Origin of the sequence: Streptomyces sp. CBMA156, from assembly GCF_014596515.1 — a bacterium.
GTDB lineage: Bacteria > Actinomycetota > Actinomycetes > Streptomycetales > Streptomycetaceae > Kitasatospora.
On the sequence record NZ_MSJQ01000090.1, the window covers coordinates 1 to 25,801 of the forward strand.

20 protein-coding genes and 1 pseudogene are annotated in these 25,801 nt (G+C 72.1%); 12 read left to right on the forward strand and 9 right to left on the reverse strand.

The window, feature by feature from the left end:
- The 5 genes and pseudogenes from BU198_RS07640 to BU198_RS07660 form a co-directional block, all read left to right on the forward strand.
- A pseudogene (locus BU198_RS07640) lies at window positions 1-347 on the forward strand (hypothetical protein); the annotation flags it as partial.
- A 3-nt stretch (window positions 348-350) separates the two neighbouring features.
- The gene (locus tag BU198_RS07645; protein ID WP_188296076.1) at window positions 351-1,256 is read left to right on the forward strand and encodes a hypothetical protein; all 906 of its coding nucleotides are present in this window, start codon (window positions 351-353) and stop codon (window positions 1,254-1,256) included.
- Window positions 1,257-1,510: 254 nt separating this feature from the next.
- A complete protein-coding gene (locus tag BU198_RS07650) occupies window positions 1,511-2,389 on the forward strand; it encodes a FadR/GntR family transcriptional regulator (protein ID WP_188296077.1) in 879 nt (292 codons plus the stop codon).
- 504 nt (window positions 2,390-2,893) lie between these two features.
- Window positions 2,894-4,522, forward strand: coding sequence for an RNA polymerase sigma factor (locus BU198_RS07655; protein WP_188296078.1), 1,629 nt, complete (start codon window positions 2,894-2,896; stop codon window positions 4,520-4,522).
- Window positions 4,523-4,718: 196 nt separating this feature from the next.
- On the forward strand, window positions 4,719-5,636 hold the full coding sequence (locus tag BU198_RS07660; protein ID WP_317620009.1) for a serine protease: 918 nt from the start codon (window positions 4,719-4,721) through the stop codon (window positions 5,634-5,636).
- Between the two features lie 219 nt (window positions 5,637-5,855).
- Here the strand turns inward: BU198_RS07660 and BU198_RS07665 are convergent, their stop codons facing one another.
- Window positions 5,856-6,095, reverse strand: coding sequence for a hypothetical protein (locus BU198_RS07665; protein ID WP_188296079.1), 240 nt, complete (start codon window positions 6,093-6,095; stop codon window positions 5,856-5,858).
- 537 nt (window positions 6,096-6,632) lie between these two features.
- On the opposite strand from BU198_RS07665, the gene BU198_RS07670 reads away from it, so the two are divergent.
- The 3 genes from BU198_RS07670 to BU198_RS07680 all read left to right on the forward strand — a co-directional run bounded on the left by BU198_RS07670 (window position 6,633) and on the right by BU198_RS07680 (window position 11,544).
- On the forward strand, window positions 6,633-8,744 hold the full coding sequence (locus BU198_RS07670; RefSeq protein WP_188296080.1) for a type IIA DNA topoisomerase subunit B: 2,112 nt from the start codon (window positions 6,633-6,635) through the stop codon (window positions 8,742-8,744).
- A gap of 593 nt (window positions 8,745-9,337) precedes the next feature.
- Window positions 9,338-9,775 (forward strand): DUF485 domain-containing protein, encoded by a 438-nt coding sequence (locus BU198_RS41910; RefSeq protein WP_317620010.1) that lies wholly within the window; start codon window positions 9,338-9,340, stop codon window positions 9,773-9,775.
- Entirely contained in the window at window positions 9,772-11,544 is a 1,773-nt protein-coding gene (locus BU198_RS07680) for a cation acetate symporter (protein WP_188296081.1), read from the forward strand. Before BU198_RS41910 ends, BU198_RS07680 begins: the two co-directional genes overlap by 4 nt.
- A gap of 87 nt (window positions 11,545-11,631) precedes the next feature.
- Here the strand turns inward: BU198_RS07680 and BU198_RS07685 are convergent, their stop codons facing one another.
- On the reverse strand, window positions 11,632-12,318 hold the full coding sequence (locus BU198_RS07685; RefSeq protein WP_188296082.1) for a response regulator: 687 nt from the start codon (window positions 12,316-12,318) through the stop codon (window positions 11,632-11,634).
- On the reverse strand, window positions 12,318-13,913 hold the full coding sequence (locus BU198_RS07690) for a sensor histidine kinase (protein ID WP_188296083.1): 1,596 nt from the start codon (window positions 13,911-13,913) through the stop codon (window positions 12,318-12,320). Before BU198_RS07690 ends, BU198_RS07685 begins: the two co-directional genes overlap by 1 nt.
- Window positions 13,914-14,226: 313 nt before the next feature.
- Between BU198_RS07690 and BU198_RS07695 the strand changes: the two genes are divergently transcribed.
- Genes BU198_RS07695 through BU198_RS07705 form a run of 3 tightly spaced genes read left to right on the forward strand, consistent with a single transcriptional unit; the run spans window position 14,227 to window position 17,083 of the window.
- Window positions 14,227-15,051 (forward strand): ABC transporter ATP-binding protein, encoded by an 825-nt coding sequence (locus BU198_RS07695; RefSeq protein ID WP_188296084.1) that lies wholly within the window; start codon window positions 14,227-14,229, stop codon window positions 15,049-15,051.
- Window positions 15,041-15,988: an ABC transporter permease gene (locus BU198_RS07700; RefSeq protein WP_223244073.1), complete on the forward strand. Its 948-nt coding sequence runs from the start codon at window positions 15,041-15,043 to the stop codon at window positions 15,986-15,988. Before BU198_RS07695 ends, BU198_RS07700 begins: the two co-directional genes overlap by 11 nt.
- A gap of 39 nt (window positions 15,989-16,027) precedes the next feature.
- On the forward strand, window positions 16,028-17,083 hold the full coding sequence (locus BU198_RS07705; RefSeq protein WP_188296085.1) for an ABC transporter substrate-binding protein: 1,056 nt from the start codon (window positions 16,028-16,030) through the stop codon (window positions 17,081-17,083).
- A gap of 69 nt (window positions 17,084-17,152) precedes the next feature.
- Here BU198_RS07705 and BU198_RS07710 read toward each other — a convergent pair whose 3' ends face one another.
- The 6 genes from BU198_RS07710 to BU198_RS07735 form a co-directional block, all read right to left on the reverse strand.
- Complete coding sequence (locus BU198_RS07710) at window positions 17,153-18,055, reverse strand: sucrase ferredoxin (RefSeq protein ID WP_188296086.1); 903 nt, start codon at window positions 18,053-18,055, stop codon at window positions 17,153-17,155.
- A 24-nt stretch (window positions 18,056-18,079) separates the two neighbouring features.
- Window positions 18,080-18,829, reverse strand: a complete 750-nt coding sequence (locus tag BU198_RS07715; RefSeq protein WP_188296087.1) for a hypothetical protein — start codon at window positions 18,827-18,829, stop codon at window positions 18,080-18,082.
- 17 nt (window positions 18,830-18,846) lie between these two features.
- Window positions 18,847-19,929 carry a hypothetical protein gene (locus BU198_RS07720; RefSeq protein ID WP_188296088.1) on the reverse strand — a complete coding sequence of 361 codons (1,083 nt, stop codon included), beginning with the start codon at window positions 19,927-19,929 and terminating at the stop codon, window positions 18,847-18,849.
- 12 nt (window positions 19,930-19,941) lie between these two features.
- Window positions 19,942-21,204, reverse strand: coding sequence for a WXG100 family type VII secretion target (locus BU198_RS07725; RefSeq protein WP_188296089.1), 1,263 nt, complete (start codon window positions 21,202-21,204; stop codon window positions 19,942-19,944).
- A 29-nt stretch (window positions 21,205-21,233) separates the two neighbouring features.
- Window positions 21,234-21,527, reverse strand: coding sequence for a hypothetical protein (locus BU198_RS07730; RefSeq protein WP_188296090.1), 294 nt, complete (start codon window positions 21,525-21,527; stop codon window positions 21,234-21,236).
- Window positions 21,528-21,715: 188 nt separating this feature from the next.
- Window positions 21,716-24,166, reverse strand: a complete 2,451-nt coding sequence (locus tag BU198_RS07735; protein ID WP_188296091.1) for a DNA topoisomerase (ATP-hydrolyzing) subunit A — start codon at window positions 24,164-24,166, stop codon at window positions 21,716-21,718.
- 276 nt (window positions 24,167-24,442) lie between these two features.
- Between BU198_RS07735 and BU198_RS07740 the strand changes: the two genes are divergently transcribed.
- Window positions 24,443-25,789, forward strand: coding sequence for a M16 family metallopeptidase (locus tag BU198_RS07740; protein WP_188296092.1), 1,347 nt, complete (start codon window positions 24,443-24,445; stop codon window positions 25,787-25,789).
- Window positions 25,790-25,801: the final 12 nt, after the last annotated feature.

Sequence of the window (25,801 nt, forward strand, 5' to 3'; positions counted from 1 at the left end):
CCGCCCCGGTCGCGCCGGCCGCCCCGGCCGCGCCAGCCGCTCCGGTGCCGGCCGCTCCGGTGCCGGCCGTGATGGTCGCTCCGACCAGGCCCGACACCTCCGAAGCCGCCCCCACGGTGGCCGTCGACCGGCTCTTCCGTGACGACCCTGTCCCGGCCGAGGGCCAGGCCCGGGCGCGGACCCCGCGCCGTCGGGCGAGCGCCGACGACCTGTTCACCGAGGACACGGTCCGCCTGCGCCGCCCGGTCTCGGGCGCGGCCGCGGCCTGCCCCTCCGCGGCCCGGACTCCCGCCCTGCCCGCCGCCCCTGCGGCCCCCGCCACCCCCGACGACCACCGGAGTGAGTGAACCGTGCGTGTCCTGGCCTACGAGCTGCGCCGCCTGCGCGGCCTGCGTTCCACCTGGCTGCTGCTCGCCGTCGTGCTGTCCGGCGACGCCGTCGTGGCCGTCGTCCTGGCGAGCCAGGCCCCGGACGGCCCGCTGGCCGCCCCGGCCGGGGTGCGGTTGCTGACCGCTGCCGTCCCGCTGGCCCCGCTGCCCTTCGCGGCGCTCGGCGCCGGAGTGCTGGGCGCACTCGCGTACGGGCACGAGGTGCGCCACCCCGGGCTGCCCGCCTCGCAGGTGTCGTACCCGCGCCGGGTGCGGCTGCTGCTGGCCAAGCTGCTGGTGATCGGCCCGGTGGCAGCGCTGCTGGCACTGGCCACCCTGCTGCTGGACACCGTGGCCGTGCACCTCGCGCTGCCGGACGGCGTGACCGTGGCGGCCTGGGCGGACCCGGCCGCGCTGTCGGACCGGGCCTCCGAGGCGCTCACCGGTGCCGGGCTGTCCGGGCTGTCCGACCTGCCGGACGCGTTCGCCCCGCTGGGGCTGGTGGCCGGCCACGGCGTGCCCGCCGCACTGCTGGCGTTCGTCCTGCTGGCCGTGGTGGCGGGCTGGACCGGGGTGCTGACCGCCTCACTGACCCGCAGCGCCGCGGCCGGGGTGCTGCTGCTCTGCGCCCTGCCGCCGCTGCTGGAGTCCGGCGTCGCCCTGCTGCTGCGCCACACCGGCAGGCCGTGGCCGACCCGGGCGGCCGAGCTGCTGCCGTTCCAGTCCGGGATCGAGTGGGCCTACGGCTGGGTGTACGGCGGGGCGCAGGAGGCCGTGGCCGGGAGCGGGCCGCTGACCGATCCGACGCTGCTCGCCGCCGTCGCGGCCCCCGCGGCGGTCCTGCTGCTGGCAGCCCTGCTGGTCCAGGCCCGCCGCCGCGCCCTGTAGAGGCGCCCGGCAGAACCGCTCCCCGCCGGTCAGCGTCCCGCGCCGCCGCTCCCCGTACCGCCGGGCCCCGCTGCCGCACCCCGGGGCGGTCCCGCCAGGGGCGCCAAGATCGACCGACAGTGACCGCAGCGGTGACCACAATGGGCGTTTCTTCCTGATAAGAAGTCAATTATCCAGTCGCGGCCGATCACCCTTTCGTGTGCTTTTCACGAGAATTCTCAAGCCACGCCTGCCGATCGCCGACAAAGGAGAGCGTGAGTACCCTTGCGCACCCCACCATGACCCCCGCCCGTTCCGCCGATGGGCCCATCCACGGCCCCGGCGACCTGGACCGCTACTCGTACGCCGACCGGCCGACCCCGCCGGCGCCCCGCTGGGAGGGCGCCGAGTCCGACATCACCCGGGTCGGTCGCAAGACCACCAGCAGCCGCGGCCGCGGTCTGCACGGCCAGCTGGTCCAGCAGCTCGGCCAGATGATCGTCTCCGGCGACCTCGGTGCGGACCGCCCGCTGGTGCCCGAGGAGATCGGCCAGCGGTTCGAGGTCTCCCGGACCGTCGTCCGCGAGTCGCTGCGCGTGCTGGAGGCCAAGGGCCTGGTCAGCGCCCGGCCGAACGTCGGCACCAGGGTCCGCCCGGTCGGCGACTGGAACCTGCTGGACCCGGACATCATCGAGTGGCGCGCGTTCGGCCCGCAGCGGGACGAGCAGCGCCGGGAGCTGTTCGAGCTCCGCTGGGCGATCGAGCCGCTGGCCGCCCGGCTCGCCGCCGGCCACGGCCGGGAGGACGTCCAGCAGCGCCTGGTCGAGCTGGTCGAGATCATGGGCCACGCCGCCTCCCAGGCCGACCTCGCCACCTACACCCGGGCCGACACCGAGCTGCACGTCCTGATCCTCCAGATGGCCGGCAATCGGATGCTGGAGCACCTGTCCGGGATCGTCGCCTGCGCCCTGCAGGTCTCGGGGGGTCCGGCGATCTCCTGCGAGCGGCCCTCCGAGTCCTCGGTCGGTCTGCACGCCCGGCTGGTGGACGCGCTGGGCGCCGGCGACGGGACCGCGGGCGAGGTCGCGATGCGGGCGCTGCTCACCGTCCACCCTGAGGTCGAACCGTCCGTCCCCGCGCCCCGGGAGCACTGAACGGGCTGTTTCGACGAGTGGAGGCGCCGGACCGCGGCGGCCCGCTCCGCCAGGGCCCTCCGGCCGCACCGTGCGGCGCAGCCGGAGGGCCTCCGCATGCCTCCCGCCGGCCGGGCGCTCGGGCCAGGGGAGGCGAACGCGGGAATGGCGGCGGGAAAGCCGGACGCCCGACAAGGTTTGTTCATGACAAATGATTTGCCCGGGAGTGCGCGATGATGGAAGCGGCCCCGGGTTGCGGACGCCGGATGGTGTGACCCGCGACACGAAGGCCATGCGTAACACTTGACGAGTAGCAGCGATGTGTCCTGAGCGGAAGCAGCTCCGGAATACTCCAACATGTCAGAATGCTGTGTTGGTCCGCGGCGCTGCTGCCGTCCTGCAAACCCAGTCCTCAAGCCCGAGTCGGTCGGAATCGACACCGCGCGCCCGGCGCGCGATCTCCTTCCCCGCCCGCTCGGGCGGCCGGTACGGGTTCGAGTCCACTCATCGTCCGAGAGGTTGTTCGTGTCGGCCAGCACATCCCGTTCGCTTCCCCCCGAGATCGCCGAGTCCGCGGCTCTGCTGGCGCTCATCGAGCGGGGCAAGGCCCAGGGGCAGATCGCCGGTGACGACGTGCGCCAGGCGTTCGAGGCGGACCAGATCCCGGTCACCAAGTGGAAGAACGTCATGCGCAGCCTCAACCAGGTACTGATTGAGGAGGGGGTGGACCTCATGGTCAGCGCGGCCGAACCGGCCGGCGCCAAGCGCAAGAGCGTTGCTGCCAAGAGCCCCACCAAGCGCACCGCCACCAAGGCTGTCACCACCCGGACCCCGTCCGCCCCGACCAAGCCGCCCGTGCGGATCGCCCCCGGCGCCCCCGTCGCGGCCGCCGCCGCTCCGGCCCCCACGGTCTCCGCCGAGATCACCGCCGAGGGGTCGGCCACGGGCATCGCCGAGCTGAAGGCGGCTCCCGCGAAGAAGGCCGCCGCGGCCAAGAAGACCGCGGCCAAGAAGACCGCGGCGCCGGCCAAGAAGACCGCCGCCAAGAAGACCGCCGCCAAGTCCGCCAAGGGCGGCGACGAGGAGCTGCTCGGCGAGGAGGAGAACCTCGAGGACGCCGCGCTGCCCGGTGACAAGACCGAGGCCGAGGGCACCGCCACCGGTCCGGAGGAGGAGTCGGAGGGCTTCGTCCTCTCCGACGACGACGAGGACGACGCGCCGGCCCAGCAGGTCGCCGTCGCCGGTGCCACCGCCGACCCGGTCAAGGACTACCTGAAGCAGATCGGCAAGGTCCCGCTGCTCAACGCCGAGCAGGAGGTCGAGCTCGCCAAGCGCATCGAGGCCGGCCTGTTCGCCGAGGACAAGCTCTCGGCCGCCGACAAGCTCGCCCCGAAGCTCAAGCGCGAGCTGGAGATCATCGCCGAGGACGGCCGCCGGGCCAAGAACCACCTGCTGGAGGCCAACCTCCGCCTGGTGGTCTCGCTGGCCAAGCGCTACACCGGTCGCGGCATGCTCTTCCTGGACCTGATCCAGGAGGGCAACCTCGGTCTGATCCGTGCGGTCGAGAAGTTCGACTACACCAAGGGCTACAAGTTCTCGACCTACGCCACCTGGTGGATCCGCCAGGCGATCACCCGCGCCATGGCCGACCAGGCCCGCACCATCCGCATCCCGGTGCACATGGTCGAGGTCATCAACAAGCTGGCCCGCGTCCAGCGCCAGATGCTCCAGGACCTGGGCCGCGAGCCCACCCCGGAGGAGCTGGCCAAGGAACTCGACATGACCCCCGAGAAGGTCATCGAGGTCCAGAAGTACGGCCGTGAGCCGATCTCGCTGCACACCCCGCTGGGCGAGGACGGCGACAGCGAGTTCGGTGACCTGATCGAGGACTCCGAGGCGGTCGTCCCGGCCGACGCGGTCTCCTTCACCCTGCTCCAGGAGCAGCTGCACTCGGTGCTGGACACCCTGTCCGAGCGTGAGGCGGGCGTGGTCTCGATGCGCTTCGGCCTGACCGACGGCCAGCCGAAGACGCTGGACGAGATCGGCAAGGTGTACGGGGTCACCCGTGAGCGCATCCGCCAGATCGAGTCGAAGACCATGTCGAAGCTGCGCCACCCGTCGCGCTCCCAGGTGCTGCGCGACTACCTGGACTGATCGACGGCAGTCGTTCCACGCGAAGGCCCGGAGCCGTACGGCTCCGGGCCTTCGCGGCTGTCCGGGCCCGTGCGCGTCAGCGTCCGGGTGGTGGTTGTCCCTCGTCCGGGTGGCGGTGCGGCGGGAAGCGGTCGCACCGTGTAGCCGGTCACCTACGCTGTGGCGGTTGCCTGCTTCCGAGCCTCCTGGAGTCACGGTGCCGACCGAGCCGGACCGCACTGACCTGCCGACGCCCACCCCGTTCCCGGCTGACCTCGCCGACCCCGCCGATCCGGCCGCCGCCCGGGTGGGTCGCCGCCGCCGCAGGGCCGTCGTGCTGGCGCTGCTCGCCGCGGTGCCCGTCCCGCTGGTTGCCCTCGGCACCGCTGCACCGGCCGAGGCCCAGCGCCGGGTGGTCGGCGGCACCGGGGTGAGCACCGCGGAGCACCCGTGGATCGTGGCGCTGTCCAGCCGTACGCAGTTCGGCAGCGGCCGTTCCGGCCAGTTCTGCGGGGGTGCGTTGGTCACCCCGACCAAGGTGGTGACGGCCGCGCACTGCTTCTACGACGAGTCCAAGGGGCGGGTGGACCGGCCCGGCCTCAAGGTGATCGTCGGCCGGGACGACATGCGCGGCACGACCGGCCGGGAGGTGGCGGTGCGGTCGGTCTGGGTCCACCCCGGCTACTCCTTCGCCGCCAACATGAACGACGTCGCGGTGCTCACCCTCGCCGAGTCCCAGGGCGCCCGGCCGGTGGTCGAGCTGGTCGGCCAGGGCGAGAGCGCGCCGTACGCGGCCGGGACCAGGGCGCAGGTGTACGGCTGGGGCGACACCACCGGCCGCGGCGACTACTCGCCGACGCTGCGCGGGGTGGACGTGCCGATCGTCCCCGACCACGTCTGCGCGCAGGCCTACCCGGGCGGGGAGGACGGCAAGTTCGACGCCCGGGGCATGGTCTGCGCGGGGGAGGAGAGGGGCGGCAAGGACGCCTGCCAGGGCGACAGCGGCGGCCCGATGGTCGTCCAGGGCCGGCTGGTCGGCCTGGTGTCCTGGGGGACGGGCTGTGCCGAGGCGGCCCACCCTGGCGTCTACACCAGGGTGTCCTCGGTGGCGGGCGAAGTCCGTTCGGTGCTGTGAGCGTCGCGTCGGGTGAGCGGGCCGTCACGTACTGAGACCGGGTTCTGACGCCGTGTCGGGCCGCTACAGCAGGGCCGACGCCCGGCCCCGGCGGGCGCCCCGGGGTACAGCAGAGCCGGGCGACCGGCCCCCGAGGGGGTCAGTCGCCCGGCCCACCGGTCGCGCGCGGTGCGCGACCGGACACAGCTCGACGCTGGCTGCTGGTTCCGGCGCTCGGGATCAGCGCTCGTCGTCGGTGGCCGCGGCCGTGGCGTTGGTCGTGGTGGTCAGGCGGCCGCTCTCGTCCTGTATCTCCACGGCGATCTTCTTGAGCTCGGGCTCGAACTTCCGGCCGTGGTGGGCGCAGAAGAGCAGCTCTCCGCCGCTGGCGAGTACGACGCGCAGGTAAGCCTGGGCGCCGCAGCGGTCGCAGCGGTCAGCCGCGGTGAGCGGGCTCGCAGGGGTCAGAACAGTAGTCACGTCGCCTCTTCTCTAGCTCGACGAGCTGTCGTACCAGGGTCAACATCCAACCAGGCCGAAAACGTTCCCGCTCGTGGCTTTTCTTCTCTGAGGATTCTGCTGTGTTGATGAGGACGTGCCCCGGGCGTCGGTGGTTCATGCGTGCCGAGTCCCGGGATCCGCCCGTGACTCGAACGCCCGATCGGGATCGGGTGCGGGGTCCGCGTAGCATAATCCTCTGCCGGGTTGGAGCATAAGCCCCTTCCCTGGCCCCGGTAGCCTGCATAACGGCAGTTCCGGGGCCTGTGCCGGGCCCCACGATCCGCCAGGACCGGTGGTACCGGGAGGAGATGGCGCCCCGGGGCCCGCACCCGGGTGCGGTGCTTGTTCGCGCAGCGCGTACAAGCTGCGCGGGGCCGGCCCGTCGTGCTGTGCACCCGGTGCAGGGGTTCGGGCACGCAGGGCGACGGATGTCGGTGCGGCGTGCTGCACTGGCGTTTGGTACGGATGCGTCCGGATGTGACCGATGAGACAGAACTTCACCGAGGAGAGTGCCGCGTGAGTGCCGAAACGACCGTGCCGTCCGCGCTGCTGGCCGGCGACGACGGTTCCAACTACACCGCGCGGCACCTGCTCGTCCTGGAGGGGCTGGAGGCGGTCCGCAAGCGCCCCGGCATGTACATCGGCTCGACCGACAGCCGCGGTCTGATGCACTGCCTCTGGGAGATCATCGACAACTCCGTCGACGAGGCGCTGGGCGGCTACTGCGACCGCATCGAGGTCCTGCTGCACCCCGACTCCTCGGTCGAGGTGCGCGACAACGGGCGCGGCATCCCGGTCGACGTCGAGCCCAAGACCGGGCTGTCCGGCGTCGAGGTCGTGATGACCAAGCTGCACGCGGGCGGCAAGTTCGGCGGCGGCTCCTACGCGGCCTCCGGCGGTCTGCACGGCGTCGGCGCCTCGGTCGTCAACGCGCTCTCCGCCCGCCTCGACGTCGAGGTCGACCGCGGCGGGCACACCCACGCCATCAGCTTCCGCCGCGGCACCCCCGGCCTCTTCACCGAGACCAGCCCGGACGCGCCCTTCGAACCGGGCAACGGCCTGACCAGGACCCGCAAGGTGCCGAAGGCCCGCACCGGCACCCGGATCCGCTACTGGGCCGACCGGCAGATCTTCCTCAAGGACGCCAAGCTCTCCCTGGAGACGCTGCACGGCCGCGCCCGGCAGACGGCCTTCCTCGTGCCCGGCCTGACCATCGTGGTGCGTGACGAACGCCTCACCGAGAGCGAGCAGATCGACGAGTCGGTCTTCCGCTACGACGGCGGCATCGCCGAGTTCTGCGAGTTCCTGGCCCCCGACAAGCCGGTCTGCGACGTGCTGCGGCTGCGCGGCGAGGGCACCTTCAAGGAGACCGTGCCGGTCCTGGACGACCTCGGCCACATGACCCCCACCGAGGTCACCCGCCAGCTCGGCGTGGACATCGCGCTGCGCTGGGGCGCCGGCTACGACACCACCCTGCGCTCCTTCGTCAACATCATCGCCACCCCCAAGGGCGGCACCCACATGACCGGCTTCGAGCGCTCGCTGGCCAAGACCGTCAACGAGGCGCTGCGCGCGAGCAAGCTGCTGCGCGTCGCCGAGGACGACATCACCAAGGACGACGCCACCGAGGGCCTCACCGCGGTGGTCACCGTCCGGCTCGCCGAGCCGCAGTTCGAGGGCCAGACCAAGGAGGTGCTCGGCACCTCGGCGGCCAACCGGATCGTCGCCGCCGTCGTCGCCAAGGAGCTCAAGGCCTTCCTCACCTCGGCCAAGAAGGACCAGAAGCTCCAGGCCAGGGCCGTGCTGGACAAGGTCGTCGCGGCCGCCCGCACCCGGGTCGCCGCCCGGCAGCACAAGGAGGCCCAGCGCCGCAAGACCGCGCTGGAGACCAGCTCGCTGCCCGCCAAGCTGGCCGACTGCCGCAGCGACGACGTCGAGCGCAGCGAACTGTTCATCGTCGAGGGGGACTCCGCGCTCGGCACCGCCAAGCTCGCCCGCAACTCCGAGTTCCAGGCGCTGCTGCCGATCCGCGGCAAGATCCTCAACGTGCAGAAGGCCTCGGTGAGCGACATGCTCAAGAACGCCGAGTGCGCCGCGATCATCCAGGTGATAGGGGCCGGCTCCGGCCGCACCTTCGACATCGACCAGGCCCGCTACGGCCGGGTCATCTTCATGGCCGACGCCGACGTCGACGGCTCGCACATCCGCACTCTGCTGCTCACCCTCTTCCACCGCTACATGCGGCCGATGGTCGAGCAGGGCCGGGTCTTCGCCGCCGTGCCGCCGCTGCACCGGATCGAGCTCACCAATCCCAAGCGCGGCCAGGAGAAGTACCACTACACCTACTCGGACGCCGAACTGCGCTCCACGGTCCTGGAGTTCCAGCGCAAGAACCTGCGCTGGAAGGACCCGGTGCAGCGCTACAAGGGTCTGGGCGAGATGGACGCCGACCAGCTGGCCGAGACCACCATGGACCCGCGCCACCGCACCCTGCGCCGGATCAACCTGGGCGACCTGGAGCAGGCCGAGAGGATCTTCGACCTGCTGATGGGCAACGACGTGGCCCCGCGCAAGGAGTTCATCGTGGACTCGGCGGCCACCCTGGACCGCTCGCGCATCGACGCCTGAACCGGCTCGTACGTCCGAGGCGCTCCCGACCGGCCGGGCCCTCCACCCAGGGGTGGAGGGCCCGGCCGCTGTTCGGGCGGCCGTGGGGAGCCGTCCGCCGGGGAGCCGTCCACCGGCACGTCGTCCTGGTGATGCGCCGTCACCCGGACGTGGTGCTGACGTCTGCGCGGACGTCAGCGCTGTGACAATCTGCCCGCTCAGGACCGCTCTGCGGGGTCGGGCGCAGGTGGTCGCACGCGCGTCCGACGCGAAATCACCGGGACGCAGCAGTAGTCGGATGAGTGTCCGTCAGATGATCGATCACCTCATCGAGTGAACGTATCTGCGATGGTCAGAGGGGCTGTCCAAGGGCCGCCATCATGGTTCGGGTCAGAACATCCGGCCGTCCAGGAGCAGCAGTGCCACAGCCGCAGACGAGCAGTCCCGGACAGGGACAGCGATTCGACTGGTGGGCCGCTCCGGCCGCCGGTACCCCCGTTGAGCCCGCCGAGCCATCGGCTGCGCACCGCCGAACGGCGGTACCGGCGCAGTCGGGCCACGCCCGTACGGACCATGTCCGTACGGGCCAGTCGGCAGAGGCCGTCGTCGAGCCGGTGGCCGTCGGCGCACCGGTCCACGGGACCGCCGTCGAGCCGTTCGCCACCACCCCCACCGACCCGGCGGCCCCCGACGCGGCGGACACGCCACTCGTGCCGCTCGCCGACGATCCGGTCGCCGACAGCACCGAGGTCTACCGCACGGTCCAGGCCAGCGAGACCTTCCGGCAGATCCGCCGCAGCTACCGGACGTTCGTCTTCCCGATCACCGGCGGCTTCCTCGCCTGGTACCTGCTGTACGTCGCGGCCCAGGCCGGCGCCCCCGACCTGATGCGCCGCGCGGTGGCCGGCCCGCTCAACGTGGCCTGGATGCTGGGGCTCTCGCAGTTCGCCTCCACCTTCCTGCTCGCCTGGCTCTACGCCCGCAACGCCCGGACCAAGCGCGACCGCGCCGCCCTGGGCCTGCGCTGGGACACCCAGGACCAGCTGCGATGACGACCCTGACGAGCATTGTGCCGACCGACGCGGCCAAGGCCGCGCTGCGGACCGTGGTGACCACTGCCACCCCGCCGCCCGTCGCCCCCACCGGCGACCACCACTCGCTCGCGATCGCGCTGTTCGCCGTCGTGGTCCTGGTCACCCTGGGGGTCACCCTCTGGGTCGGCCGCCAGGGCAACGCGGCCGAGGACTTCTTCGCCGGCGGGCGCGACTTCACCCCGCTGCAGAACGGCTTCGCGCTGTCCGGGGACTACCTCTCCGCCGCCTCCTTCCTGGGCGTCGCCGGGCTGATCGCGCTGTACGGCTACGACGGCGTCCTCTACAGCATCGGCTTCCTGGTCGCCTGGCTGGTGGTGCTGATGCTGGTCGCCGAACTCGTCCGCAACGCGGGCCGGTACACCCTCGCCGACGTGCTCGCGCTGCGGCTGCGCCGCCGCAAGGTGCGCGCCGCGGCCGGCGGCGCCAGCGTCGTGGTGACCCTGCTCTACCTGGTCGCCCAGATGGTCGGCGCCGGTTCGCTGGTCGCCCTGCTGCTCGGCACCGGCAGCCCGCACGCCCGCACCTGGACCATCATGGCGGTGGGCGCCCTGATGATCGTCTACGTCACCATCGGCGGGATGCGGGCCACCACCTGGATCCAGATCATCAAGGCCTTCCTGCTGACCGGCGGTTCGGTGCTGCTCACCGTGCTGCTGGTGATCCGCTTCCACGGGGACCTCGGCGAGCTGATGCGCCAGGCCGCCGAGCACAGCGGCGCCGGCCACCGCTACCTGGAGCCCGGGCTCAAGTACGGCGGCAGCCTCACCAGCCGGCTGGACTTCGTCAGCCTCGGCCTGGCCCTGGTGCTCGGCACCGCGGGGCTGCCGCACATCCTGTCCCGCTTCTACACGGTGCCCACCGCGCGGGCCGCCCGCCGCTCCACGATGTGGGCGATCGGCCTGGTCGGCAGCTTCTACCTGATGGCCATCGTGCTCGGCCTCGGCGCCACCGCGCTGATCGGCTCGGCCGAGGTGCGGCACGCCAACTCGGCCGGGAACACCGCCGTTCCGCTGCTCGCCCTGGTGCTCGGCGGCGGCAACGGGAGCACCGGCGGGGTGGTGCTGTTCGCGCTGATCTCGGCGATCGCCTTCGCCACCATCCTCGCCGTGGTCGCCGGGCTGACCCTGGCCTCCTCGGCGGCCTTCGCCCACGACATCTGGGCCGGCGCCTGGCGCGCCCGGCCGGGGCGCGAGCAGGAGAAGCGCGGCCGCGGGCGTCGCCGCCGGAGCGAGTCCGTCCCCGCGTCGCGGTCGGCGGAGGAGTCGGTGTCCGAGGTCAGCGAGCAGCAGGAGGTGATGGTCGCCCGGATCGCCGCCGCCGGGATCGGTGCGACGGCGATCGTGATCAGCCTCTTCGCCCAGCAGCTGAACGTCGCCTTCCTGGTCGGCCTGGCCTTCGCGGTCGCGGCCTCCTCCAACCTGCCAGTGCTGCTGTACAGCCTGTTCTGGTCGCGGTTCACCGTCCGGGGCGCGGTCTGGGCGGTGTACGGCGGACTGGTCCCGGCGATCGTGCTGGTGTTCTTCTCGCCGGTGGTCTCCGGCTCCTCCGAGGCGCTCTTCCCCGGCCTCGACTTCCACTGGTTCCCGCTGGAGAACCCCGGCATCGTCTCCATCCCGCTCGGTTTCCTGGCGGGCTGGATCGGGACGGTCACCTCGTCGGTGCCGACCGACCCGGACCGGTTCGCCGAGCTGGAGGTGCGAGCACTCACCGGTGCGGGCGCGGCCTGAGCCGTCGCGCCCGGGGAACCCCGGCGGGCCTGGGGCCGCCGGGGTTCCCCCATGTCCGCCCACCGGCCTGGCGGCCCACGGGCCCGGCTACGCCCGGGCCGCCAGGCCGTAGCGGTGCTCGGGGCGGCCGGTGTCGCCGTAGCGCAGGGTCAGCCGCAGCCGGCTGTCCCGCTCCAGCTGCTTGAGGTAGCGCTGCGCGGTGGAGCGGCTCAGCCCGGTGGCGTCGGCGACCTCCTGGGCGGACAGCGGCCGTCCGGCCCGGCGCAGCACGCCGAGCACCAGGTCGGTGGTGGGCGCCGAGTGGCCCTTGGGGAGCGTCCCGGCCGGGGCGGCGGCGCTGCGCAGGGTCGCGAACAGCCGGTCCACCTCGTCCTGCCCGGCCTCCCTGGCCGGGGCGGCGAGCGCGTGCCGCAGCTGCGCGTACGCCACCAGCTTCTCCCGCAGCCCGGCGAAGGTGAACGGCTTGACCAGGTACTGGAGCGCGCCGTGCTGCATCGCGGCGTGCACCGTCGAGACGTCCCGGGCGGCCGTCACCATCATCACGTCGCAGGCGACCTGGCGGTCCCGCAGCCGGCGCACCAGGGCCAGACCGGTCTCGTCGGGCAGGTGGTGGTCGAGCAGCAGCAGGTCCACCGGGCGGCGCTCCAGGGCGGCCAGCGCCTCCGCGGCCGAGTGCGCGGTGCCGGTCACCCGGAACCCGGGGACCTTGGCCACGTAGGCGGCGTGCACGTCGGCGACCCGGAAGTCGTCGTCCACCACGAGTACGTCGATCATCACGCCTCCACGAGCCGAGTGGTGAGCAGGGCCTCGGGCAGCTCGACGGTGAACCGGGCGCCGCCGAGCGGCCCGGTGTCGAGCACGATCCGGCCGCCGGTCCGCTCGACCAGCCGCCGCACCATCGCCAGCCCCAGCCCGCGCGGACGGTGCGCGGGCGCGTCCTTGCTGGTCCACCCCTCTTCGAAGACCTGCTCGCGCAGGTCCTCCGGCACGCCGGGCCCGCTGTCCGCGACCTGGAGCAGCAGGGTCGGGCCGGCCGCCGCCAGGCTCACCTCGACCCGGCCCCCGCCGCCTGCGGCCAGCGCGTCCACCGCGTTGTCGATCAGGTTGCCGAGCACCGTCACCAGGGCCCTGGCGTCCACCACCGTGTCCGGCAGGTGCGCCGCCGGGGCCAGCGCCAGCCGCACCCCGCGCTCGCCCGCCACCGCGGTCTTGCCCGCCAGCAGCGCGGCGACGTGCGGGTCCTGCACCTGCTCGGCGATCCGCGCGGCGATCACGGCGTGCGAGCCCGACTGTTCCGAGATGAACGCCACCGCCTGCTCGTGGCGGCCCAGCTCCAGCAGGCCCAGCAGGGTGTGCATCCGGTTGGCGTGCTCGTGGTCCTGGGCCCGCAGCGCCTCGGTCAGGCTGCGGGTGGTGTCCAGCTCGCGGACCAGCGACTCCAGCTCGGTGCGGTCGCGCAGGGTCACCACCGCGCCGCCCTCGGGCGTGGCCGTCCGGTTCACCACCAGCACCCGGTCGTCCCGGACGGCCGGCAGGTCGGCGCCGGTGATCCGCCCGGAGAGCACGTCCGCCAGCCGGCCGGGCGGCAGCACCGCGTCGATCGGCCGGCCGGCGCAGTCCTCGGGCAGCCCGAGCAGCCGCAGGGCCTCGTCGTTGGCCAGCCGGATCCGGCCGCGCTCGTCCAGTGCCACCATGCCCTCGCGGATGCCGTGCAGCATCGCCTCCCGTTCGACCAGGAGCGCCGAGATGTCGGCCAGCGCGATGTTGTGGGTGCGGCGCTTGAGGCGGCGGGCCAGCAGGAGGGTGGCGAGCGTCCCCGCGGCCAGACCGGCCCCGGCGCAGAGCAGGATGCCGGTGAGCATCTTCAGCAGCCGGCGGCGGATCGAGTCGTCGCTGATGCCGACCGACACCTCGCCGACGATCCGGCCGTCCGCCATCCGCAGCGGCACCTTGCCGCGGGCGGTGCGGCCCAGGGTGCCCTCCTGGATGGCGGTGACGCTGCGACCGCTGAGGGCCGGCTCCGGGTCGGTGCTGACCCGCAGGCCGATCCGGCCCGGGTCGGTGTGCGAGAGCCGGATGCCGTCCAGGTCGGTGACCACCACGAAGGTGGCGCCGGTGGCCAGCCGGATCTGCTCGGCGTTGCGCTGCGCGGCCACCACGTCGCGGCCGGCCGCGGCCCGGGCGATGCTCTCGTCGGCGGCGGTGGCCTGGGCGATCGACAGCGCCCGCTGCATCGCGTCGTGGTCCAGCTCGCTGCTCACCGGGGCGAGGAACAGCCCGGCGGTCACGGTGGTGACGCCGACGGTGACGACGGTCTGGCTCAGCAGCAGCTGGGCGAAGACCCGGCGGGGCCAGTGGGGGAGCTTCAACCGGGCCTCCTCTCGGGGGCTGCGGGGGATCGGGCGCCGTCGGCGGGGGTGGACGACGGACGGGGTGCTTTTCGGCGGGGGAGGCTGGTGGTCGGGGCGCTTTCGGCGGGGGAGGCCGGGGCGCCTTCGGTGGGGGTCGGGACACCTTATGTTTCCGGGGTGCTTCTGTCAGCCGCGTCCCCGCAGTTGTAGCGGAAGCAAAACGAGCAGAACACCCCTCTATGAGGAGAAGTCGCACTACGCGAAGAAGGCTCCCGCCGGGGCAGCTCCCGCTCCTACCTTTCCGGGGCAAGCACAGACCCGGGAGGATTGCATGACAGACACCCCGGCGATCGAGCTGACCGGCGCGACGAAACGCTTCCGCACCCCCTCGGGGGCGTTGCACACCGCCGTCCGCGACCTCGATCTGACCGTCGCCCAGGGCGAGTTCGTCGCCGTCGTCGGCCCCACCGGCTGCGGCAAGTCCACCACGCTGACCCTGGTCAGCGGCCTGGAGGAGCCCACCGAGGGCGAGGTCAGGGTGTACGGCGAGCCCGTGAGCGGGATCGACCCCAAGGTGGGGTTCGTCTTCCAGCAGGACGCCGTCTTCCCCTGGCGCACCGTCCTGTCCAACGTGATGGCCGGCCCGCGGTTCCGCGGCGTACCGGCCGCCGAGGCCCGCGACCGGGCCAGGGACTGGCTCGGCCGGGTCGGCCTGGCCGCCTTCGAGGACCGCTACCCGCACCAGCTGTCCGGCGGCATGCGCAAGCGCGTCGCGCTCGCCCAGACCTTCGTCAACGACCCGGCGATCCTGCTGATGGACGAGCCCTTCTCGGCACTGGACGTGCAGACCCGCGCCCTGATGTCGGACCAGCTGCTGGAGCTGTGGGCGGGTACGAGTTCCGCCAGGAACGCGGCCTCGGTCGTCTTCGTCACCCATGACCTGGACGAGGCCATCGCGCTCGCCGACCGGGTCGTGGTGATGACGGCGGGACCGGCCACCGTCAAGGAGATCTTCACCGTCGACCTGCCGCGCCCGCGCACGGTGGAGGCCGTCCGGCTGGAACCGAGGTTCGTCGAGCTGTACCGCGAGATCTGGGCCTCGCTCGGCGAAGAGGTGCGCATCACCCGGGAGAGAGGAGCGGGTCATGCCGCTTGAGACCGCGTCCGAGTCCGCGTCCGAGTCCCCGTCCGGAGCCGGAGCAGAATCTGGTGCCGGTGCCGGTGCCGGTGCCGCGCCCGGGTCGCCCGTCGCCGGGAAGCCCCAGGCCGCCACCACGAGGACCGAGGCCCGCGAACGGGCCGCCCGCCACCGGAGGCTGGTCGTCTTCGGAGCCCGGGTCGCGGTGCTGCTCGCCTTCCTCGGCCTCTGGGAGGTGTGCGCCCGCACGGACGTCATCGACCCGTTCAACTTCTCGCAGCCGTCGAGGATCTGGGACCAGATCTGGCAGTGGATCACCCATGGCACCGCGCAGGGATCACTCGGCGAGCAGATCGGCTACACCCTCTACGAGGCCCTCACCGGGTGGGTGCTCGGCGTGGTCGGCGGCGTGCTGCTGGGCATCGCGCTCGGCCGGATCCGCTTCCTGGCCGACGTGTTCGGACCGTACATCAAGGTGCTCAACGCCATCCCGAGGATCGTGCTCGCGCCGATCTTCCTGATCTGGTTCGGCCTGGGACCGGCGTCCAAGGTCGCCTCCGCCGTGGTGCTGGTGTTCTTCCCGGTGTTCTTCAACGCCTTCCAGGGCGCCCGCGAGGTGGACCGCAACCTCGTCGCCAACGCCCGCATCCTGGGTGCCGACAACCGCAGGGTCACCCTCCAGGTGGTCATCCCCGCTGCCACCACCTGGATCTTCACCAGCCTGCACGTGAGCTTCGGCTTCGCGCTGATCGGCGCCATCGTCGGCGAGTACATCGGCGCCACCAAGGGCCTCGGGCTGCTCGTCGCCGCTGCTCAGGGCACCTTCAACGCGGCCGGGGTGTACGCCGCCATGACCATCCTCGCCGTCGTCGCGCTGCTCACCGAGGGGCTGCTGACCTTCGCCGAGAAGAAGCTGTTCCGCTGGAAGCCCGCCGACGCGGGCGACGGCCGCTGAACTCCCCCCTGCCGTAAGAAGAGAGAGGCACCCCCACCCATGCGCAGATCAGTTGCCGCCGCCCTCGCCGCCGTCCTGCTCCTCCCGCTCTCCGCCTGCGCCAACGACGCCGCCACCGCCGGCCACGGCGCCGCCCCCGCCGGGCAGCAGGTCGACGGACCCAAGGTCAAGATCATGGTCGGCGGCCTGGACAAGGTCATCTACCTGCCCGCGATGCTCACCCAGCGGCTCGGCTTCTTCGCCGAGGCCGGCGTCAACGTCGAGCTGATGACCGAGCCGGCCGGCGTCAACGCCACCACCGCGCTGCTCGCCGGGGACGTCCAGGGCGCGGTCGGCTTCTACGACCACACCATCGACCTCCAGGCCAAGGGCAAGAAGGTCGAGTCCGTGGTGCAGTTCGCCCAGGCCCCCGGCGAGGTCGAGGTGGTCTCCACCAAGCAGGCCGACGCCATCAGGTCCGGCGCCGACTTCAAGGGCAAGAAGCTCGGCGTCACCAGCATCGGCTCCTCGACCGACTTCCTCACCAAGTACCTCGCGGTCAAGAACGGCACCGCCGTCAGCGAGTTCAGCCCGATCGCGGTCGGCGCCGGCCAGACCTTCATCGCCGCGCTCCAGCAGGGCAGCATCGACGCCGGGATGACCACGGACCCGACCGTAGCCAACCTCCTGGACAAGGGCCTCGGCAAGGTCCTGTACGACATGCGCACCCCCGAGGGCTCGCGCGAGGCGCTCGGCGGCCTGTACCCGTCGTCCTCGCTGTACATGAACACCGACTGGGTGGAGAAGAACAGGGACACCACCCAGAAGCTCGCCGACGCCTTCGTGAAGACCCTCAGGTGGATGTCCACCCACAGCCCCGAGGAGATCGCCGCGAAGATGCCCGCCGACTACGGGCAGGGCGGCGCCGGGCAGTACGCGGCGGCGATCGGGGCGACGCTGCCGATGTTCACCACGGACGGCGTGATGCCGGCCGACGGGCCGAAGACGGTGCTCTCGGTGCTCGCCGCGTTCCACCCGGACGTGAAGGGCAAGGAGGGGTCGATCGACCTGTCGAAGACCTACACCACGGAGTTCGTCGCCAAGGCCGCCGGCTGAGCCCCGGCGGCAGCGGTCCCGCGCTCACCCCCACGGGCGCGGGGCCGTGCCACGTCAGGGGGCCGGTGTTCAGAGCCCCCGGACGGAGAGCGCCGCCATCCGCGACGGTGTCCCCGCCGCCTTGCCGCAACTCTCCGGACGCGCCGGCTCGCTGACCGTCTCGATCACGTCCACCTCCCAGGACCGGCCGTCCCGGTGCAGCACCCCCACCAGCCAGCGGCCCTCGCCGTCCGGCCGCTGGGCCAGCGTCAGCACGTCCGCCGCGGTCTCGCCGGTGGCCAGCCGCACCGCGTGCTCGGCGGCCTGGCCCGGACGCTCCCAGCCCGAGCAGCCGCGCGACCACTCCGGCACCACGTGCCCGGCCGCCGTCGCCGCCAGCACCTCCTTGGCGGTTTCCGGCGTCAGCCGCCCGTACGCGTAGCCGTACGGCAGCACCAGCATCGTGGGGGAGAAGCGGTGCCCGCCCAGATGAGTGACCTCCCACACCTCGCTGTGCCCGGCCGCCGCCAGCTCCGCCGCGAGCGGCCGGCCCAGCAGCGCGCAACAGCGGTCCCGCCGCCCGTTGGTGCACACCAGCGCCACCGGGCCGCCGACGTGCTCCGCCCCGAAGCCGGTGCGGTCACCGGCGCCCAGCGCCGCGAAGTCCAGCCCCAGCAGCTCCGCGGGATCCGCCACCGCCGCCCGGCGCACCCAGCCACGGCCCGGCACCGTGTGCGCCACGATCACCTCGTGGCGGGGAGTCGGCAGGCAGTCGGCGTGCCGCCCCGGCCGCCGGATCAGCGCGACCCGCACACCCGTCCCGGCCGCGGCCGTCTCCAGCGCCCGCCCGACCGCCGCGTCCAGGTGGCTCTCACCCAGCGCCTTCGCGCCCCACGGACCGTTCTGCTCCACCAGCAGCCAGGTGCTCGCCACCGCCGCCGTCGCGGCCAGTGGCTCCGAAAGTTCACGCGACACAGTCGCACAGGTGCTCACCTTGGCAAGGCTACCCTCACCCGATCAGCCGAAAGCGGCCTTCACCCGCTGCCCCATCGCCTCGGCCACCGGCTCCTCCAGCGGTCCGTACAGCGCCTCGGAGACGGTCGGGAGGTCGGCGAACTCCAGGTGGATGCTGCGCACGACGTCCGCGAACAGCTCCGAGTACAGCTCCCAGTCCTCGGGGCACGGGGTGCTCAGCTCCAGCGAGAGCAGCTGGGACTCGTTCGGCAGCGGCAGGTGCACCTGGATCACCGAGGTGGTCAGCACCCCGTCGTGAAGCGGGACCGCCATGCCGTCGAGCGGGGTCGGTCCACCGTCGAGCGACGTCGCCACGGCGTCGATCACCGCCGCCGCGCGCCCGGCCGGCAGCTCGATCGCCGTCACCTCCGCCTCCGGACGGGACCGGGCCAGCCGGGTGAGCAGGAAGTCCACCGCGCCCGCGTGGTCCGTCCCGACCAACGGGCACACCGAGGCCACGATCGAGGCCGTGCTCGGGCGGCCGTCCACGTCCACCAGGCACATCCCGGCGTGGATCACCCCGGCCTCGGCCATCGGCGGGATCAGCCCGGCCAGCGCCACCGCCCAGCGCACCCGCGTCTCGTCCGGTTCGGAGGCCAGGACCTCGCAGACCAGCTCCCAGAGCTCCTCGGCCACCTGGTCCTCGGTGCCGAACACCGGGATCTCGTGGAAGGCGGGCGGGACGACGAAGCGGATCTGGAGCCGGGCGTCCTCGGCGGGAGCGGGGAGGTGTGCTGTCGGGGTGCCGGACATCGGACCTTCCACGGGGGTCATGAGGGCTTGCGGATCCGGTTGCGGACGTCCAGCCAGGCCGGCGGGACGGGGACCGGGACGCCGTACGCACGGGCTTCGATGAGCAGGTCGAGGTAGGCGTCGGCGTGATCGCGCAGGCCGGAGCGGCGCCAGGTCCGGTGCGCCCTCAGAGCGGGGATGGCGGCGAGCGCACCGACGGCCACCAGGCCACCGATGGCGAAGATGAACTGTCGGCGGTGCACGGGATCGGCGAAGTCCGAGCCGAGAACGCCGACCATCGTGGCCGCGACGAGGACCAGGGCGGAGACATTGGCCCACACCAATTTCCGTCGGACGGTGCGCTGTTGTGCGGTCAGCAATCCCCGGACCACCTGTTCGTCCAGGAAGTCGAGACCATAAGGAGCGCCGAGTGCACGGGCACGGGCGGCCAGAGTCCAATGCCGTGCGAGTACGGCGGGCGGCAGCACCGGGAACTTGGGGTCGATCACGGCGTCGGCCGGCCACCACGAGCCGGGCTGTGCCGCGACGGTCGGCGGGGGCACCGGAGCGGTGCGAGGGTCCGGACCGGTCGGATACACGGTCGGGGCGGACGGCGGCTGCGGCGCTGGAGCGGCCTTGGTGCCCAGCTCCCACGAGGCCCGATCGGCATCGGCGCCCCACTCCGTGGGAATCTGGAACGTCAACCCCGCACGCTGGGCCTGGTTGAGCAGGCCGATGTACGCGGTGAAGTGCACCGAGGCGGCCTGCTTGTCCGAGTTGCGGCCCTCACCCCACAGCCCGAGCACGATTCCGGCCGGGATCGCCAGGATCGCCGCCACCATGCCGGCCACCTGTTGGGCCGACACCGGCGATTCCATCGAATAGCCGATGTACCCGGCCACCACGATCCCGCCGAGGATCAACAGGCAGCCCGGTTCGGTGTACCAGTCCTGTTGCCCCCGCTTCCGAAGGTGCTTGATCACCACATTGCGGGCCACGTCGTCGTTCAGCAGGCTGACCCCGTACAGGGCCTCGGCTCGCCGCGCCGCCTCGGCTATCTCGGGTACGGATGCGAGCTGCCCACCCGAGACAGGGAGGGTCACATGGAGGTCCTTGACCATGAGTCTCCCCGCTCAGCCGACGGCGTTCAGGAACGGCGCCGACGCCGGTCGGTACGCGGGCTTCGGAAGCGGTCCCGGCGCCTCGACGTGTGACTCCCGGGCCTTCTCCTTCTGGTCTTCCTTGTAGTAGCCGTAGGCAATCCCGTTCACCTTGTTCGTGATCGTGACCGCGCGGGGATCCACCTTGACGCCCGCTTTCTCAAGCCCTTGGACGATGCTCTTGGTCGACACCGGGTTCATGGTCTTCTCGAGCAGGCCTGCACCGGCGGCCGAGGTGCGTTCGGCAGCACCGGCCCCCTCGGCCGCCACCGCTGTCTTCACGTTCGTGATCGGAGCCTTGACCACCTTGTCGACGACACCGACGCCCTGAACCTTAGTGATCGTCTTTCCGGCGGTGGCGAAGCCCTTGATGGCACCCCAGCCGGGAACCACCCCGAGCGCGTCCATCCCGATCTTCCCCCAGGAGACGTCCATACCGCGGTTCTTGCCGACCCAGTGCCCGGCCATCGCGGCCGCGCTGGTCAGCACGGCCGCAGCCCCCAGCAGCGGGCCGGCCACGGGAATCGCCAGCGCGGCGATCGCCAGCACGGCTGAGAGCCTGGACAGGTCGTCCGCATGGTCGGCCAGGAAGTCCACCGACTTCTGCCAGGCGTGCTCCACCTTGTCCAGCATCCGCTTGAGGAAGTCCGGGTCCGGCGGGTGGTGCCGTGACGCCTCCTGGATCGCCCGGGCGGCGGCCTCGGCCTTGTTCTTGTGGTCGGACAGCTGCTTGTGGCCGCTCGCGATCAGCTCGTCGAGCTGGTGCACGAGCTGCTGCTGGGCCTGGAGTTTGGCCTCGAAGTCGGCCTTGGCCTTCGTCTGGGCCGCCGCGTCGGCGGACTGCGCGGAGGCGTCCAGGGCCTTCCCCAAAGCGTCGAGTTGGACGTTCGTGTCGCCCACTCGGGAGCGCAGCTCGACCGCCTGGGCCTCCATCGTCCGGCCGGAGGCGAGCAGGCCGGTGAGCTGGGTGTGCCAGGCCTTGAGGGCTCGCGAGCAGGCGGCCATCGATTCGTGGCCCTGGGTGAGGTACTTGGGCAGCTCGCCGAGCTTGCCCGCGAAGTTGCGGGCCGCCTCGCCCTGCCAGGCGCTGCCCTCGGAGCCGAGATCGGCGAGGGCGTGCCGCAGATCCTCCAGTTCGCGGGCGACGGCGTCGACGTCCGCGTACATCTTGGCGATGGCCGGAAGGTCACCCGGGGCCGGGCAGAAGCCGAGGCCCGGCCAGTTCTTGTCACTCATGGTGGAAGTCCAGTCCCCTGCTGGTCGGTTCAGGTCGCGCCGAGGCCCTTGGCGGTGCCCTTCTCGTTCTCCCCGTAGTTGTCGAGCGATGCGTCCAGGCCTTCGCGCAGGCCGTGGGCGAGCTTGGCCATCCGGCCGATGCCGCCGTGCCAGTGGTCCTCGAAGCCCTTGCACGCGGCGTCGAGCCGTTCGGTGCCCAACTGCCTGCCCTTGCCGAGGTTCTCGAGGCTCTTGGCGACCGCCCCCATGCGGTTGCCGCATTCGTCGAGTTGTTTGGACACGGTCTTCATCCGGCTCATGTCGATCTTGAACTCTTCGGCCAATTGCCCGTCCCCCAACGGATGATGACGCGCTGTGGAGCACCTGTTCGAAGAACCTAACCCATGGGTGGGCAAAGTTTGCGCCATGGCCGGGAATTGGAGATCACCGTTCCGGATTCCCGGTCGGACGGGCACGAAAAAGCGGAGGGGTACCGGAACCATCCGGTACCCCTCCGCTCGGACGAGCGCCGTTACGCCGGGCCGGCGACCACCGCGATCGGGGTGGTGACCGGGGTGCCGGAGCCGTCGCGGCGCGGGTCGCGCTCGGGCAGGTCGACCGGGGCGCCCTTGGCGGTGGCGGCACGGGCCGGGGCGGCGCCGGCCCAGGCGAAGATCAGGCCCTCCTCGCCGCGCAGGAAGCGCTGGCAGCGCACCCCGCCGGTGGCGCGGCCCTTGCGCGGGTACTGCTCGAACGGGGTGACCTTCCAGGACGTCTGCTCGCCGTCGGACAGCGTGTCCGTGGCCGTGGCCACCGAGACCACCACCGCGTCCGCCGCCGGGTCCACCGCCGTGAAGGACAGCACCCGTGCGCCGTCCGACAGCTTGATGCCGGCCATGCCGCCCGCCGGGCGGCCCTGCGGACGCACCTGGCCCGCCGGGTAGCGCAGCAGCTGGGCGTCCGAGGCGATGAAGACCAGGTCCTCCTCGCCGGTGCGCAGTTCGATCGCGCCCACCAGCTCGTCACCCTCCTTGAGGGCGATCACCTCGAACTCGTCCTTGTTCGCCGGCCACTCCGGCACCACCCGCTTCACCACGCCCTGCGCGGTGCCCAGCGCCAGCCCCGGCGAGGACTCGTCCAGCGTGGTCAGCGCCAGCACCCGTTCCCCGGCCTCCAGCCGCAGGAACTCGCCCACCGCGGCCCCGCCCGCCAGCGTCGGCGACGGCGTCGGCGGCAGCGCCGGCAGGTCGATCACCGGCAGCCGCAGCACCCGGCCGACGGACGTCACCACGCCCACGTCAGCCCGCGCCGTCGCGTGCACCGCCGACACGATCACGTCGTGCTTCGCCCGCTTCTCCGACAGCTCGAACGGCTCCCCGTCCGCCGTCCGCGCCAGCAGGCCCGTCGAGGACAGCAGCACCCGGCACGGGTCGTCCGCGACCTCCAGCGGCACCGTCAGCGCCGCCGCGGGCGCCGCCCCCGCCTCCAGCAGCACCGTGCGCCGCTCCGTCCCGAACTGCTTGGACACCGCGGCAAGTTCGGACGAGACCACGCTGCGCAGCTTGGTGTCCGACTCCAGGATCTCGGTCAGGTCCGCGATCTCGGAGTTCAGCTTCTCCTTCTCCTGCTCCAGCTCCACCCGGTCGAAGCGGGTCAGCCGCCGCAGCGGGGTGTCCAGGATGTACGCGGTCTGCGTCTCCGACAGCGAGAAGCGCTCCATCAGGCGCTCCTTCGCCTGCTGCGCGTTGTCACTCGACCGGATGATCGCGATGACCTCGTCGATGTCGAGCAGGGCCACCAGCAGGCCCTCGACCAGGTGCAGCCGCTCCTCCCGCTTGCGGCGGCGGAAGTCGCTGCGCCGGCGCACCACGGTGAAGCGGTGGTCGACGTAGACCTCCAGCAGCTCCTTCAGCCCCAGCGTCAGTGGCTGCCCGTCCACCAGCGCCACGTTGTTGATGCCGAAGGTCTCCTCCATCGGCGTCAGCTTGTACAGCTGCTCCAGCAGCGCCTCCGGCACGAAGCCGTTCTTCACCTCGATGACCAGCCGCAGCCCGTGCTCGCGGTCGGTCAGGTCCTTGACGTCCGCGATGCCCTGGAGCTTCTTCGCGTTGACCAGGTCCTTGATCTTCGCGATGACCTTCTCCGGGCCGACGTTGTACGGCAGCTCGGTGACCACGATGCCCTTGCGGCGGGCCGTCACCGCCTCCACCGTCGTCGTCGCCCGGATCTTGAACGTGCCGCGGCCCGACTCGTACGCGTCCCTGATGCCCGACAGGCCCACGATCCGCCCGCCGGTCGGCAGGTCGGGACCGGGCACGAACCGCATCAGCGTGTCCAGGTCCGCGTTCGGGTGCTTGATCAGGTGCCGGGCAGCCGCCACCACCTCGGACAGGTTGTGCGGCGGCATGTTCGTCGCCATGCCCACCGCGATGCCCGTCGCGCCGTTCACCAGCAGGTTCGGGAACGCGGCCGGCAGCGCCATCGGCTCCTGCTCGCTGCCGTCGTAGTTCGGGCCGAAGTCGACGGTGTCCTCGTGGATCGACTCCACCATCGCCATCGAGGCGGCCGTCAGCCGCGACTCGGTGTAGCGCATCGCGGCCGGCGGGTCGTCGTTGCCCAGCGAACCGAAGTTGCCGTGCCCGTCGATCAGCGGCAGCCGCATCGAGAACGGCTGCGCCATGCGCACGACCGAGTCGTAGATCGACGCGTCGCCGTGCGGGTGCAGCCGGCCCATCACCTCGCCCACCAGGCGGGCGCACTTCACGTGCCCGCGCTCGGGGCGCAAGCCCATCTCGTTGGCCTGGTACAGGATCCGGCGGTGCACCGGCTTCAGGCCGTCCCGCGCGTCGGGCAGCGCACGCGAGTAGATCACCGAGTAGGCGTACTCCAGGAAGGAGCCCTGCATCTCGTCCACGACGTCGACATCGAGGATCCGCTCCTCGAAGTCTCCGGGCGGCGGGGTCTGCGAACTGCGGCGGGCCATCGCGGCGGGGCTCCCTTACGTGTCGCTGGCTGTGTCTCGGTCGGGCGTCGGTCGTCTCGGTGCCGACCTGTCACCGGACCCGTCAACCGGGCGCCGTCGACAGGGCGCGGCGCCCCCATTGTGGACCCTCGCGGTGACAGTCCCGGTCAGCGGCCCTCTTCCGCCCCTGGCGAACGCCCCGGTCCGCGCGGACACGAACACGACTCCCGGACGTTGCACCACAATGGGGGACGCCACACGAACCCCCGACATCGACGACGGGAAGGACCCGAGCGCATGGCCAACCCGGCCCCCGCCTCCAGCCGAGGCATCGCCATCACCGAGCACCGCCTGGCCAACGGCCTGCGTGTCGTCCTCTCCGAGGACCACCTCACCCCGGTCGCCGCCGTCTGCCTCTGGTACGACGTGGGCTCCCGGCACGAGGTCAAGGGCCGCACCGGCCTCGCCCACCTCTTCGAGCACCTGATGTTCCAGGGCTCCGCCAACGTCTCCAACAACGGGCACTTCGAGCTCGTCCAGGGCGCCGGCGGCTCGCTCAACGGCACCACCAGCTTCGAGCGCACCAACTACTTCGAGACCATGCCCGCCCACCAGCTGGAGCTCGCCCTCTGGCTGGAGGCCGACCGGATGGGCTCGCTGCTCGCCGCGCTCGACGAGACGTCCATGGAGAACCAGCGCGACGTCGTCAAGAACGAGCGCCGCCAGCGCTACGACAACGTGCCGTACGGCACCGCCTTCGAGAAGCTCACCGCGCTCTCCTTCCCCGACGGCCACCCGTACCACCACACCCCGATCGGCTCCATGGCCGACCTCGACGCCGCCACGCTGGAGGACGCCCGCGCGTTCTTCCGGACGTACTACGCGCCCAACAACGCGGTCCTCTCCGTGGTCGGCGACATCGACCCCGAGCAGACCGTCGCCTGGGTCGAGAAGTACTTCGGCTCCATCCCCGCGCACGACGGCAAGCAGCCCCCGCGCTCCGGCGAACTCCCCGAGACCATCGGCCGCGAGATCCGCGAGGAGGTCCACGAGGACGTCCCCTCCCGCGCCCTGATGGCCGCCTACCGCCTCCCGCACGACGGCACCCGCGAGGCCGACGCCGCCGACCTCGCCCTCACCATCCTCGGCAGCGGCGAGTCCAGCCGCCTCTACAACCGGCTGGTCCGCCGCGACCGCACCGCCGTCGCCGCCGGCTTCGGCCTGCTGCGCCTGGCCGGCGCCCCCAGCCTCGGCTGGCTCGACGCCAAGACCTCCGGCGACGCCACCCTCGAACAGATCGGCACCGCCGTCGACGAGGAGCTCGCCCGCTTCGCCGCCGAGGGCCCCACGGCCGAGGAACTCGAACGCGCCCAGGCCCAGATCGAGCGCGAGTGGCTCGACCGGCTCACCACCGTCGCCGGCCGCGCCGACGAACTGTGCCGCTACGCCGTCCTGTTCGGCGACCCCAAGCTGCTCAACGACGCCCTCCCCAAGGTCCTCGACGTCACCGCCGAGGAGGTCCAGGCCGTCGCCAAGGCCAGGCTCCACCCCGACAACCGGGCCGTCCTCGTCTACGAGCCGACCGCCGCCGAGACCGACGCCGACTCCGACGCCGCTTCCGAAGAGGAGGGTGCCGCCGTATGAGCACCGACTACG